Here is a 14,145-nt window from a genome sequence, read left to right as displayed (position 1 = left end):
ATCAGAAGATTTAATATCCACTACCCCAGCTTGCAAAAAGATCCTGCCTCTGAACTCCAATTAGGCGATATCACCGGAGTACCAGTAACCTTTATTTTCAATCCCAAAGGTCAATTGGTCAAAACGCTATACGGTGGCCAATCAGCCGAAACGTTGAATAAAGTAATGACGGAACATCAAGACAGCTAAGAATTATAGGACAAATCAAAAGTAGCCCGTATTAGCATCGCGCAGGGAGAGCCTGGCATTTTTTACACACCCTGATTTGCTTTTTATTAACGCAGTATGCGTCTTTATTATGTCGTTCCCGCGCAGGCGGGAAACCATTTTTCAAGTTACTTCCTTACTTTGTCTGAAGAATGGATCCCGCCTGCGCGGGAACGACACAATTGAGGTCAGTTTGTTCAATACCATATATCTCTGTTGATTGTGCACCCAATATACCCATTCAAGAGAAGAGACGATGTTTTTGATCAGCCGTAATGCGAATCTTCAACTGCCAATCCCCTTCCTCTGTAACCGATTCAGATAATACAGAACCCAACTGATATAATTGAGCACGTAATTTTGCCTGACCAGGTTTAACTACGATGTCTTCAATTAAAACAGTCCCATGTAATTGAACTGCAATGGCTTCTTTTAACAGTTCTAAGCCTTGTCCGGTCGCTGCAGAGAGCCAAACCTTACATGATTCTTCGTTATAATCTACCTTCGATTGCCAACCTTCTTGCAAGTCTATTTTATTAAACACCTGAATGACAGGAATATCACTGACACCCAGTTCATCCAACACGTTTTGTACGGCGAACACCGTATCCCGCCAGTGCGGATCGGAAATATCAATCACATGCACTAATAAATCTGCTTGCTGCGTTTCTTCTAATGTGGCGCGAAACGCCTCAACCAGATGGTGGGGCAGATCGCGAATAAAACCCACCGTGTCGGTTAAAATGACGGCAGCAGATCCGGGAAGCTCCAATTTGCGCATCGTGGGATCCAGGGTAGCGAATAATTGATCGGCCACATAAATACGTTCGCCGGTCAATGCATTGAATAAAGTTGATTTGCCTGCGTTGGTATACCCCACTAAGGAGATGGTAGCCATAGCTGCTTTTTTTCTGGCCTGCCGATTTTGATCTCTGCTGCAACGCACTTTTTCCAGGCGCTTATTAATATAACGGATACGCTCACGTAACAGCCTGCGGTCAGTTTCTAACTGGGTTTCACCAGGGCCTCGTAATCCTATCCCCCCTTTCTGGCGCTCCAGATGAGTCCATCCGCGCACAAGCCGCGTAGACAAATGCTGTAATTGAGCCAGTTCAACCTGCAACTTCCCTTCAAAGGTTCGTGCACGTTGGGCGAAAATATCAAGAATTAAACCGCTTCGGTCCACTACGCGACATTCAAACAAGCGCTCCAGGTTTCGCTCTTGTGACGGAGATAATTCATGGTTAATCAAAACCAGTTCGGCATCAAGGGCTTTCACTAATTGGCTTATTTCCTCGGCTTTTCCTTTGCCCAGGTAGTATTTAGCGTCAGGGGTGGCACGAGTACCTAAAACACAATCAAGAACTTCTGCATTTGCTGAAAGAGCCAGCTCTTCAAATTCAGCCAAGGCTTTTTCAGCATCAACGCCAGGAAGCGCTAATTGTACCAATATCGCTCGCTCACCACCTTGCGGACGTTCAAACACAGCTTATCCCAAAAATAGAAGGTAGCTTAGTCTGCCACAGATCCTCCTTCCTCACCAGATGCATCATCTGTTGGTATTTTTACCATACGAGATGGAACAACGGTAGAAATTGCATGCTTGTACACCATTTGAGTAATGGAATTTTTTAGCATGACAACGTATTGATCGAACGAGTCAACCACGCCATGTAATTTAATTCCATTGACCAAAAATACGGATACAGGCACCTTTTCCTTACGCAATTCATTAAGGAAGGGATCTTGTAATAAATGATTTTTAGACATTGCCTACTCCTTGTTGTTATTGTAGTTTTTACAGGCAAAAACAGGTATCTCATTACTTATTCGACACCTCAGAATAAAACTTTAGTTTAATTTCATGACAGGGGAAAATGAATCCGTTAATATAGTGACGCTACAAAATTGCACATACTAAACATCAGCTGTAGCTGAGCTTATAAGGAGATTTAAATGGGATATACAGCGGAAGAGCTTAGAGATTTAGAACACCCCTATGAAGATCTTGGTACTGGAGATGCCCTCGCAGAAAATATGGCAGAACTAAATAGCTTGTCACCTGAAGACCAAAAAAGTTTGGCCGCTCGCCTGATTCTGGCTTGCCCACAGAGTGAATTAAAAGCCTTCCGTTCTCAAATTGAAGCAGCACGCACTCCCCATGATGATAAACAAACCTTCCACGCGGTATTGTCTGAAGCTTATGAAATTAAAAATCGTATCCTCGCTTTATTAGATCTCAGAAATACCAAGCCCCATCAGCTGATTTTAGGGAATGAATTTAATGAAAAATTATTTCATAACCATAGGCAATTGGCGATAGATGTATTGCAAGACAATGAAACAAGTATTGCAGAACGCCTGGCATTAACAACCCCACCAGAGAATAGAAACCAACTCACACTAAATGTCAGGGGCATATTTCCAGACTCGTTATTAGCGAAAAAAATAGGTCATGCCTTTGCAATACGCCGTGACATTGATAATTTATTGCTAGGTGCAGAGCCTCATCAATTTTTTGCCAGCCGTGAATATAACGAAGATGCCTGTCATGAATTTGCTGGTTTATTCAGCACTATAAGTGGTCATGAATCATCTATTGCAGCGAAACTGGCCTTAACGGTTCCTAAAGAGGAGCGCTCTGGCATTTTAAGAAATATCAGCGGATTAATCTCAGCCAAAGACGAATTATCAAGAAAAGTTAGTGCTGCCTTTGAATTACGCAGAACCATTGAGTTAACTCTTTTAGGCGATAAACCGGAGCAATTTTTCTCCCGTGGTTTTTCTGCCGATCTGTGTAATGAATATTCAGTACTGTTCTCTACCTTAATCAAGAGTAAAGAGGCTGCCATTGGAGAAAAACTGTCTCAACTGGATGAAGGAACACGTGCAGATATTAACCGCAAACTGGAGCAAATTAACAGCGCAGCCCATGAGCAATCAAGCCCGTTCAGATTGATAGCAGAAGCAATGACTCCCAAACAAGACGCGGTACAAAGCACTTCTGCTGAACTGCCCAAACCAGAATCTGTTGTTGCATCTTGTGGAACAAATCCAAATTCTTTGTTTTCTGTAAGCCCTGAATTAACCCAGCGCAAATCGCTCCTTAGCGGAACACCGATCACAGCAGATAATACTGGTCCTGGTGATTCTAACGATGACGGATGTATCAAGAAATTTTGTGGTATGTTTGGTTAATCAACAAAAAAGATGCCCTGCGCTATTAAGGGCATCTTTACACCAATTTTACCTGTTTTTACATTCATATAAGCAACAACCATGCTACTATTTTTGTATTATTACATCATCAATGCTGTCTCCCTCATGTGAATCACCTTCAAGTAAAATACAGCATTAATAAATGCTTAAAAAAGAGCAGATTCAATGGTGACAAGACACTAGTACAAACCGGTTTTTTTTTGATAGCATAGCCATTTTTTTAATCGGTCACTTGAAAGAGATTAAAAGAAGAAGCAAGTGGTCAAAACAGCAATTTTTTTAACGTAATATCAAATAGGAACGCTAATGGCAGAGAACAGATTAAGGGTAGCGCTGGTTCAAGAACAATGGCATGAACATGCCAAAGAACATCAGGACAGCCTGGCATCAGGAATTTATTCAGCAGCGCAACAAGGCGCTGAGTTGGTTTGTTTGCAGGAGCTCACCTTAAGCCCTTATTTTTGTACGCGTTCAGACGTGGATGGAACACCCTATATGGAAGACATCCATACAGGGCCTACTGCTCAATTTGTAAGTCAGATGGCTAAAGCCAACAAAGTATGCATTACTGCATCACTTTTTGAAAAAGCAGGATACAACACCGCGGTTGCATTTAATGCTAATGGAGAACTTATCGCCATTACTCGTAAACAACACATACCCAGCGGAGACAAATATCACGAAGATTTTTACTTCAAACCAGGTGACTCCGATTATCCGGTTCATCAGATAGCTGGACATCAATTTGGTTTGCCCACCTGTTATGATCAATGGTTTCCCGAATTATCACGTATTTATGGGTTAAAAGGCGCTGAAATTCTGGTTTACCCAACGGCCATTGGCGGCGAACCCACCGCCCCGGGTTTTGATAGTCAACCCATGTGGCAAAAAGTAATGGTCGCTCAGGGAATTATGAGCAATACTTTTATTATTGCAGTCAACCGCATTGGCTGTGAAGACGATTTACAATTCTATGGCAGCAGTTTCATTAGTACTCCAACGGGTGAAATTTTAGCTCAGGCTCCTCGCAATGAGCCTGCAGTATTGGTTGCTGATCTTGATTTCAGCCAGCGTGAACTGTGGGGACGTTTATTCCCATTTGCTCGGCAAAGAGAACCGGCCACTTATCAAGAACTGGTTAAGATCCGTTAATCCTTTTGGAATTAAATAATGAATAGCAACGCACAATCAAACGAAAATTTATACAACATAGAAAACTGGGGTGATGGATACTTTAAAATTAATGCAAACGGCAATATTGAAATAAGTAAAACTCCTGATCAAAAAGGAGTTGAATTACTGGCAATCGTCAATGCAGCGAAGCGAGCAGGCTTACATCTCCCGTTATTAATTCGCTGTACCGATATCCTGCAGGATAGAGTACGCAGAATATATGAAGCCTTCACTCAGGCAAGAGAGGATACAGACTATACCGGCAGTTACCAACTGGTTTATCCCATAAAAGTGAACCAAGAGCACAGTGTGGTTAGAGAATTACTCAAATCACCATCAAATCATATTGGCCTTGAAGCAGGATCCAAGCCGGAATTGATGGCAGTTATCGGCATGCTTGGTGATCGCCCTGGCACTATAGTCTGTAATGGCTATAAAGACAGCAGCTACATCAGAACAGCTCTCATTGCCCAACAAATGGGTCATAGAGTATTTATCGTTATCGAAAAGAAATCCGAGCTGGACATTATCTTAAACGAGTCCTCACGCCTTAAAGTAAAACCAACGCTGGGAGTTCGCATCAGATTAGTGAGCAAAAGTGCAGGCAAATGGGAAAATACGGGAGGAGTTAAATCAAAATTTGGTTTAAATGCCAAACAAGTCCTTGAATTAATTACCCAATTAAAAGCCAATGATTTGCTGGATTGCCTCCAGTTAATGCACTGCCATCTGGGATCGCAAATTGCCAATATTCATGATATTCGTCACTGCATGCAGGAAGTATCACGCTATTATGTAGAATTACGCCAACTTAATGCACCAATAGATACAATTGATGTTGGTGGCGGCTTAAGTATTGATTATGAAGGGACACGCTCCAACAAAGGCTGTTCAATGAATTACAGCCTCAATGAATACGCAACTCATATCTTATTGGCACTAAAACATTTATGTCAGGATGCAGACATACCAGAGCCCAACATTATCTCGGAATCAGGCCGCGCATTAACCGCTCATCATGCCGTATTGATATCCAATATCACCGATATCGAGATCGTAAATAAAGCGCCAGTTCTTCCTCAAATATCAGAAGAAGACTCACATGTAATTCGTGATATTTATGATACGTATCAAGCGATTACGGATAGCTCTCCAACAGAGATATATAACTACGCAGAACATTCCCTCCATGAAGCGCATTCGCTGTTTAAACATGGAGTAATCAGCTTACAGGAAAAAGCAAAGGTCGAAGCATTCTACACCAACATCTGCATGGAGTTAAAAGACCGACTAGATGAAGAAAACCCCGGCGAACAAGCCTTGCTATTGATGATTAACGAAAGCATGGCAGCTAAAATATTTTGCAATATCTCATTCTTTCAATCGATTCCTGATGCCTGGGCCATAGGTCAGATCTTCCCTGTCGCACCTATTTCCCAATTAAATGAAACGCCATGTATGCACAGTATTTTGCAGGACTTAACCTGTGATTCGGATGGAACTATAAAACAGTATCCAGGCCAGTCCTGTGTCACAACGACCTTGATGCTGCCTCCCTATAAAAACCACGATCCTTATTACATAGGATTTTTCCTGGTTGGTGCCTATCAGGAAATATTGGGTAATTTGCATAATTTGTTTGGTGATACCAACTCTTTAGACGTAACCCTGTCAGATGACGGGCAGTTTGAACTGGAAGACTTGGTCAATGGCGATACAGTGACTAATGTATTGAATCTTGCCCATTTTGATACGAAAAAACTGATTCAATCCTATGAAAAACAATTAATTCAGGCTGAACTACCCCAAGAACAGGCTTTATCGTATCTGAATGAATTAAGAAGTATTTTTTCCCAATTAACCTATCTTGACGGACACATACAGTGATGATGCAAACAACACCAAAACAAGCCGGATTTACCATGCCTGCAGAATGGCATCCCCATGAACGATGTTGGATGGCCTGGCCCTGCCATCAATCAACCTGGGAAAAAGTAGGATTGGAACGAGCACGCATTGCTTATGCACGGGTTGCTCATGCAATCGTGGAATTTGAACCAATTACCTTGTTAGTTAATCCAGGAGATGAAGCATCAGCCAAAGCGTTATGCAAAGAACATATTACGATTATAACGCTGCCAATAAATGATTCATGGACCCGCGATACCGGACCAACTTTTTTATTAAATAAAAATCAGCTGGCCGGAGTAGACTGGATTCACAATGCCTGGGGCGGCAATTATGAAAACTGTGCTTTAGACAATAAAATTGCCTCAGCACTCATAAAGCAAACAAATAGCCAATATTTTCATGCTCCTTTGGTTATGGAAGGTGGCTCATTTCATGTTGATGGTGAAGGCACCGTATTGACCAGTCGCGAATGCTTACTCAACGCCAACCGTAATCCCCAATTATCGCAAGCAGAAATAGAGCAGTATTTATGCGAGTACCTGAATGCAGAAACCGTTATTTGGTTAAATAAAGGATTGCTAGGGGATGAAACAGACGGACATATTGATGAAATAGCAACGTTTATCGCTCCAGGTAAAGTGTTATGCCTTACTACCAATGACAAGGAAGATCCCAATTATAATACCTTACAAGAAAATATAGAGATCCTGAAATCAGCAAAAGATGCAAAAGGCCGTTCACTGGAGGTTTATTGTGTAGAACAGCCCCCAGCAACCTATTTGGATGGAGAACGTTTGACCCTGTCCTATATTAATTTTTATCTGGCGAATAAGGGAATTGTAATGCCTGCTTTTGGTTATGAAACTTATGACCAGGCAGCTTATCAGTTATTCACCCAATTATTCCCTGACTATAAAATAAGCCAAATTGATGCCTTGGATGTGTTTGCTGGCGGTGGTGGAATCCATTGTATAACCCAACAACAACCAAAAATTTCAGGCTAAACAGGACGAGAGGATGTAATACTTCAATCCTTCCCAAACCTGAGCCAAGATCTTATGAACCAGACTCTGTGTCTGGTTCATAAAATATTATGAATTTAATGCCAACTTCATGTAGGCTGTGTATTGATAATTATTTAGGATTAGGGATGCCGTGGATAAACCACAACACGTCGGAATTTTTGACGGAAAGGTCAACAGACTCCTAATTAAATAAAAAGACTTTTTTGAGAAGCGTGTACGATGAATGCATATAAAAATATCTGGAGAACCTGGAAAACGCACCAAATCCCAAAGAAATTTACACCGCTGAATCAGTCCTGGATAATAAAAAACCCGGATTATCAAATACAACTATATAATGATGAAGAATGTTCGAATTTTATAACCAGTAATTTCAATGAGCGCATAATTAAAGCCTATCATGCCATGCCTTTAGGAGTAATGAAGGCTGATTTTTGGCGCTATCTCGTAGTGTATAAACATGGCGGCTATTATTGTGATATTGATAGCCAATGCAAGGTAGCGCTGAGTGATTGGTTACCGCAAAATGCAAAGTTCGCCATCTCAAAAGAAACCAGTTTTTATTTCGTCCAATGGGCATTTTACAGTGAACCCGGTCATAAAGTATTTGAATACTTAATCGAGTTGATATGCGACAGAGTATTAGTTGAAGGAATAGATGTTCATTATAAAATAGGTAATAGTAAGAAATTCGACACTTTTGTTCATTATTATACCGGACCCCTGGTTTGGACAGAGGCAATATTAAAATACATCAACGAACTCCTCGACACTCAAATCCAGGATATAGAACAATTGAATGAAAGGCATGTGAGATTACTAAAAGCGCAAGGTTTTTATATTTATGATTTTGATCATTTTTCTCAAATGAATACTCACGAAGCAGCCAGCATCTTAGGCTATATTAGAAATTACTCTTCCTGGAGAAAAGAAATTAAGAAAAAATACACGCCACGTTTTGGCTATTTGAGTCGTTTATTTAATTTAAAGAAAAATACATAAAACTCACGGACATAGCCATAGGGAAAAACATGTCGGAGAACAGCAAAAAACACAGCCAGAGAACTTGATTCATTATCCAATTTTTTTATGCAATAATAGCAGAGTCTGTTGATATTTCAGACTAAAATCCCGAGGTGTCGTGGTTTATTCACAAGTTAAGAAAAGTACTCGTATTTTACAATGGATACCTTTAAATAAGGCTTTTTAAGTGATTAAGGCTCAAAACATTACCAAATATTACTCTGTTAATGGGAAACGACAGTTTATATTCAAAGATGTTTCTTTGTCGCTTGAGAAAGGAGCTCGCTTGGGCATATTAGGGCCCAATGGTGCCGGAAAATCAACATTGCTCCGTATTCTCTGTGGAGTAGAATATCCGAATAAAGGTAACATTGAGCGCACCAGCAGCATTTCATGGCCGATAGGCATATCCCACGGCTTTATCCAGTCATTAACCGGTAGAGAAAACATTAAATTTATTTGCCGCTTACATGCGTGTTCTCCTGCAGTTCAAGAACAAAAAATTGAATTTGTTTGTAATTTTTCTGAACTTGGCGACTATTTTGATATGCCATTAAGGACTTACAGCTCAGGAATGGCTGCTCGCCTGGCTTTTGGCATGTCGATGGCCTTTGATTTTGATTTTTATGTGATTGATGAAAGTTTTGCGGTAGGAGATATTACTTTTAGGGAAAAAAGTTTAAGCGTATTTAATGAAAAGGCGCAAGGCAAAGGCATTATCCTGGTGTCACATGACATACAGACTCTAAAAGATTATTGCACTCAAGGTGTCTATCTTAATCAGGGGAGCTTAACACATTCTCAATCACTGGATGAGGCAATAGATCTCTATTTAGCATCAATAAGGACAGCATAGCAATGCAGGCTTTTTTCCAGCACATTTGGTCCAAACAGAAAAAGGGCAGACAAGATTTCCAAGCAATGCAGGCTGTAATCTACACCTTGATCTTACGTAATTTCGAACAAAACTTTGATGCACGTTCAAAAAACAGACGCATTTTAGATCTTTTAAAAATAATATCGGAACCCATGGGGCATGTCATTGCCTGGACCATGTTTCGGGCATTTACAACAAACAGCGGCGCTGCCGCGATGTCATCCGCTGTGTTTACCTTGCTTGGAGTAATCCCCTGGCTCTTTACTTATAATGTACTCCATACGTCCATCTCATGCATCAAGGACAATAGAAATTTATTGTTTTTCAGACAAATAAAACCCTGCGACTTCGTTATCGCAGCAACGATAACAGAGTTGATTACATCCATCTTTGTTTTTTGTGTTAGCCTGGCCATCATCTCTTTATACGATGCGCACTGGGAATACCACGATCCCTTACGTTTTATATGTGCCATTGTAGTATATTCAGTATTCGTGCTTGGATGTGCATTAATTATTGCCTGTTTGAGTTTTTTTTCAAAAGCAGCTGGGCTCTTCGTTCGCGTGGTACTGCGCTGTCTGTATTTATTTTCAGGGATATTTTACAGTGCTCAGGCAATCCCAGACTTCTATCGGCACTTCTTCACTGCCAATCCACTGTTTCAGATCATTGAAATTTCACGTGAATGTTTTAGTTCTTTTACAAGCTACCCCCTTTATGGTGATCTTTATTACTTATTTAACTGTGCTGCGGGTACCCTGTTTCTGGGATTAGGGCTTTATATTTTAATGAGAAGAAGCATCTTAGTGCATATAATGAGTCAATAAAAATGAAACCAATAAATTTTTTAATGAATAGAAAACCCATATTACAAACACTAAAAAATGGATTAGCTTACCCCATTGTTTGGTGTGTTCTGATTCCATGGTTGCTTCTTTGCTCTTACCTGTTATTAATAAAGAGCCCTACCTATGAAGGAGTAAGCACTTTGTTTTTTAATGAACAAGTCGGTGCTATACCAGAAAATAAATGGTTTTCCCTGCTACGCCAAAAACAACAAACACCTGTAGGCAGTAATCCAGGCCTCATTCATTTAATGCAAAAATATGTTCATTCCAAAGACATGATTAATAAAATACAAGCAGCTTTTGACCTTAAATCCCATTACCAAAACCCGGATATTGATGTCTTTTCAAGATTACGTGCCAAATCAGACAGAAAGTTCTTGGAATATTATCGTAAAAAAATCGATGTGGCCTTAGATAGAAATACCAATGAACTCATCATAAAGGTACGTTCTTTCTCGCCACAAATGACCGAACAATTGACTCATTTTATCGAACATAATTTATTGAATTTTTATAATCAGATGAATAGTCAATTAGTTGAAAAGCAACGAATTATTGCCGTTCAAGCCCTGAAAAGTGCAACCGACAAACTCTTTCAGCAAGAACAATCACAAAAAACAGCTCGTCAAGATGATTCAAACAGCAGCTCTTTTAAACCTCAACTTGAAAATGAAAAATTTAAATTAAAAATAACACGCAAAGAGTATGAGGCTGCATACGAGGCATACATGATGTGGCAATTAACGACAGAAAAAAATACACCCGTAGTCACGACCGGTTTATCTGAAATAGAAGAAGTATCCTACCCGCGTGTGCCCTATGATTTAATCAGTATCTTTTCTATTTTTCTGGTCGTTTATCTGCTTATAAAAATGATGTACATTATCGTTTTGGAGCATATACACTAATCGCTCATCTAATGTATCTCGAGATTATCCTGTGACCTACGAACATGCCATTAAGTTAAGAACAGTACGTCATCCTGAGCCAGGCGAAGGATCTCCTGAATCCTTCGTCGCTAGCTCCTCTGGATGACAGCCAAATCCTTAGCTTAATGGCAGTGGGCTTTGTATTCAGCAATACCTTCCATATTGACGCGTTCAAAGAAGCTATTTAGTATCAATCACTTCAACATGTTTTTAAGATAAATAGTTATGAGTGTGCCGCCTCTTTCTCACCCGAAATACCGCCCTGATATTGATGGTTTAAGAGCCATTGCTGTGTTGTCAGTAGTAGCATTTCATGCATTTCCAAATCTGCTTAGAGGCGGTTTTATTGGTGTTGATATCTTCTTTGTTATTTCGGGCTTTCTGATATCCACTATTATTTTTGAGAGCCTGGATAGAGGAGTTTTTAGCTTTAGTGAATTTTATTCGCGCAGGGTAAGGCGTATTTTTCCCGCACTGTTATTAGTACTGTCTGTAAGCTGCGTTTTAGGATGGTTTATTTTATTTGCCGATGAATACAAGCAACTCGGAAAACATATTGCAGGAGGAGCGGGGTTTCTCTCAAATATTGTTCTGTTGCAAGAGTCTGGTTACTTCGATAATGCAGCAGAAACAAAGCCACTGCTTCATTTATGGAGCCTGGGAGTAGAAGAACAATTCTATATTATTTATCCCTTTTTGCTCTGGTTCACCTGGAAAAGGAAATTCAATCTGTTTAGCATCACCGTGCTTGTCGCACTTATTTCTTTTTATTTGAATGTATCTGGAATAAAAAATAATGCTATTGCAGCCTTTTATTCTCCGCAAACCAGATTTTGGGAACTGATGTGCGGAAGCTTATTAGCCTGGATGATGCTTTATAAAAAGGAGGCTTATCCCAAACTAAAGTCCAATTCAAATAAGTGGCTCACCATTGTTTTATACCGCCAACCAAGAGACTTTAACAAACAAACGCTGGCTAATGTTGCTTCATTTATTGGGCTTTTGTTGCTTGTTTATGGTGTATTACGGATTAATCAAAGATTAAGTTATCCTGGAAAGTGGGCACTGGTCCCTGTTTTAGGGGCGGTTCTTATAATCTTTGCGGGTCAACAAGCCTGGGTAAACAGAACGATTCTGTCCAATCGGGTTGCAGTATGGTTTGGGCTAATTAGCTACCCCCTATATCTATGGCATTGGATATTACTGTCCTATGCCAGAATTTTAGAAAGCGAACAGCCAAGTATAAAAATCAGAATGATGTGTGTTGGCCTATCAATAGGATTAGCCTGGCTAACCTTCCGCTATATAGAACAACCGTTTAGAAAAAGAGAAAAAAAAGCACTAAAAACAGCATCTTTGGCTTTATCAATGATATGCATTCTTTTTATAGGAGTAACTACCTCAAAACTTAATGGGTTCCCTTCCCGTCTGCCTGACAATTTATCTCAAATTGTATACTTTGGTGAAGATCCCCCAGAGGACCATCAGAACTGCATGAACAGGTATGGTTTGAACGGATTTATTCGCTACTGTAATCTTTCGGGAACGAAAAAGCCAAGTATTGCATTAATTGGTGATTCTCATGCCACAGCCTTGTATCAAGGATTATCTGAATTACTTGAACAGCAAGGCGACAGCCTTTTAAATATAGGAGGACGGTTATTCCTTGATGTTGCAACCTATCCCGCAGGAAATGACTCTGAAATTGCAGTGTACCAAGGCGGAATCAGAGCAACTGAATTTGTAGCCCAGGAAACCTCTCTTTCTACGGTAATTATGGCATCACGTGGCCCATTTTATATTACTGATGGTTGGATTTTTACACTGATTAGTGAGCCGGAAATTACGGATAAGCAAAGAGTATGGGAAGTTGGCATGAGAAAAACTCTTGATCGCATGGTTTTAGCGAAAAAGCGGATTATCTTTATCATTGATAATCCCGAGATAGATTTTGATCCTCGCAAATGCATTTCAAGACCAAATAATCCATTAAAAAAGCCCCCGGACTGTTCCATACCCAAAAACCAATATGACGAGAGAAATAAAACATACAGAGAGTTGGTTTTAAGAATATTGAAAGAGTACCCCGAAGTAACAGTGTTTGATGCAGCAGCATACCTATGTGATAAAGAGAAATGCTGGGCAAAAATAAATAATAAAGTGCTCTATAGTGATTCAAACCACCTGTCACGAGAAGGAGCCCGTTATCTTTCTCGAGAACTGATAAAGGTTATTAATGATGGTGTTGTTTAGCAGAAAATACCCACTACTCTTTGAGAAATATCTTACATGTTACTGCTCTATCTACCCAATGACATAAAAAATCAAAGAGTTATACTGAAACTCTAAAGGATGACATGGATATGTCTGACAGGACGTCAACTAAAGGGACAAGTACAATGGATGTACTTCGCCGCAAGGATGCGGCACCTTAATTGCGCCATGAATCCTTTGCAAACGCACCTGATTACTCTTTATTCCTTATGAATGAAATCATCTTGTAGTAATAAAACCGCCTAAAACCATCAACAAATAGTACACGTTGATGAATCAGGGGGGGCTTCATACACAGTATCAGCCACCCACAGTAAATTTTCTTGCACAAATAGCTGTACATCAGACAGAGGATTGGCAATAAAAAATTTGTGATCAGATTTGGATACATCAACAGATGCCCACTTCTTTGCTTTTTCCTGTGTTTCAGGAGACATGAGGGCGCTTAGCGATAAATTATTCTTTTTGGCATATTTAAAAATCTCCTCAATTGCTGCTTTATTTTTTTTCATAAAGGCAACATCAAGCGCAGTCTCCCCCCGAGCATTTTTGTGACATGCGTTAGCCTTATTCTCTAATAACACCCGGAACAACTCATTATTAGTTGTATAGCCAACGGATAATAAATTGATTATAATCATTTATTTATGACGTATTCA

At 40.0% G+C, this 14,145-nt stretch carries 13 protein-coding genes; 10 read left to right on the top strand and 3 right to left on the bottom strand.

Going from position 1 to position 14,145, the window contains the following annotated elements; genetic code table 11:
- A partial coding sequence (locus Q0495_RS03450; protein ID WP_367274375.1) for a TlpA family protein disulfide reductase occupies nucleotides 1-189 on the top strand: 189 nt, incomplete at its 5' end.
- A gap of 259 nt (nucleotides 190-448) precedes the next feature.
- Here Q0495_RS03450 and hflX read toward each other — a convergent pair.
- Together hflX and hfq are read right to left on the bottom strand one after the other, a co-directional pair.
- Entirely contained in the window at nucleotides 449-1,693 is a 1,245-nt protein-coding gene (gene hflX, locus Q0495_RS03445; RefSeq protein WP_298623135.1) for a ribosome rescue GTPase HflX, read from the bottom strand.
- 26 nt (nucleotides 1,694-1,719) lie between these two features.
- Nucleotides 1,720-1,977 (bottom strand): RNA chaperone Hfq, encoded by a 258-nt coding sequence (gene hfq, locus Q0495_RS03440; RefSeq protein ID WP_298623133.1) that lies wholly within the window; start codon nucleotides 1,975-1,977, stop codon nucleotides 1,720-1,722.
- Between the two features lie 186 nt (nucleotides 1,978-2,163).
- Between hfq and Q0495_RS03435 the strand changes: the two genes are divergently transcribed.
- From Q0495_RS03435 to Q0495_RS03395, 9 genes are all read left to right on the top strand, one after another.
- Nucleotides 2,164-3,405: a hypothetical protein gene (locus tag Q0495_RS03435; protein ID WP_298623131.1), complete on the top strand. Its 1,242-nt coding sequence runs from the start codon at nucleotides 2,164-2,166 to the stop codon at nucleotides 3,403-3,405.
- Nucleotides 3,406-3,732: 327 nt separating this feature from the next.
- Complete coding sequence (locus tag Q0495_RS03430) at nucleotides 3,733-4,578, top strand: carbon-nitrogen hydrolase (RefSeq protein ID WP_298623129.1); 846 nt, start codon at nucleotides 3,733-3,735, stop codon at nucleotides 4,576-4,578.
- A gap of 18 nt (nucleotides 4,579-4,596) precedes the next feature.
- Nucleotides 4,597-6,486 (top strand): biosynthetic arginine decarboxylase, encoded by a 1,890-nt coding sequence (speA, locus tag Q0495_RS03425; protein WP_298623127.1) that lies wholly within the window; start codon nucleotides 4,597-4,599, stop codon nucleotides 6,484-6,486.
- A 2-nt stretch (nucleotides 6,487-6,488) separates the two neighbouring features.
- Entirely contained in the window at nucleotides 6,489-7,514 is a 1,026-nt protein-coding gene (locus tag Q0495_RS03420; RefSeq protein WP_298623137.1) for an agmatine/peptidylarginine deiminase, read from the top strand.
- 240 nt (nucleotides 7,515-7,754) lie between these two features.
- The gene (locus Q0495_RS03415) at nucleotides 7,755-8,537 is read left to right on the top strand and encodes a glycosyltransferase family 32 protein (RefSeq protein WP_298623125.1); all 783 of its coding nucleotides are present in this window, start codon (nucleotides 7,755-7,757) and stop codon (nucleotides 8,535-8,537) included.
- Between the two features lie 208 nt (nucleotides 8,538-8,745).
- A complete protein-coding gene (locus Q0495_RS03410; RefSeq protein WP_298623123.1) occupies nucleotides 8,746-9,414 on the top strand; it encodes an ABC transporter ATP-binding protein in 669 nt (222 codons plus the stop codon).
- A 2-nt stretch (nucleotides 9,415-9,416) separates the two neighbouring features.
- Nucleotides 9,417-10,262 (top strand): ABC transporter permease, encoded by an 846-nt coding sequence (locus Q0495_RS03405; protein WP_298623121.1) that lies wholly within the window; start codon nucleotides 9,417-9,419, stop codon nucleotides 10,260-10,262.
- A gap of 2 nt (nucleotides 10,263-10,264) precedes the next feature.
- A complete protein-coding gene (locus Q0495_RS03400) occupies nucleotides 10,265-11,191 on the top strand; it encodes a hypothetical protein (protein WP_298623119.1) in 927 nt (308 codons plus the stop codon).
- A gap of 246 nt (nucleotides 11,192-11,437) precedes the next feature.
- On the top strand, nucleotides 11,438-13,465 hold the full coding sequence (locus Q0495_RS03395; RefSeq protein WP_298623117.1) for an acyltransferase family protein: 2,028 nt from the start codon (nucleotides 11,438-11,440) through the stop codon (nucleotides 13,463-13,465).
- A gap of 272 nt (nucleotides 13,466-13,737) precedes the next feature.
- Here Q0495_RS03395 and Q0495_RS03390 read toward each other — a convergent pair whose 3' ends face one another.
- Complete coding sequence (locus Q0495_RS03390) at nucleotides 13,738-14,127, bottom strand: hypothetical protein (RefSeq protein WP_298623114.1); 390 nt, start codon at nucleotides 14,125-14,127, stop codon at nucleotides 13,738-13,740.
- Nucleotides 14,128-14,145 lie beyond the last annotated feature (18 nt).

The organism is uncultured Legionella sp. (assembly GCF_937871865.1).
In the GTDB taxonomy this organism is placed as follows: domain Bacteria; phylum Pseudomonadota; class Gammaproteobacteria; order Legionellales; family Legionellaceae; genus Legionella.
Note: the sequence above shows the minus strand (reverse complement) of the source record. Positions and strands in the feature narration are given on the sequence as shown.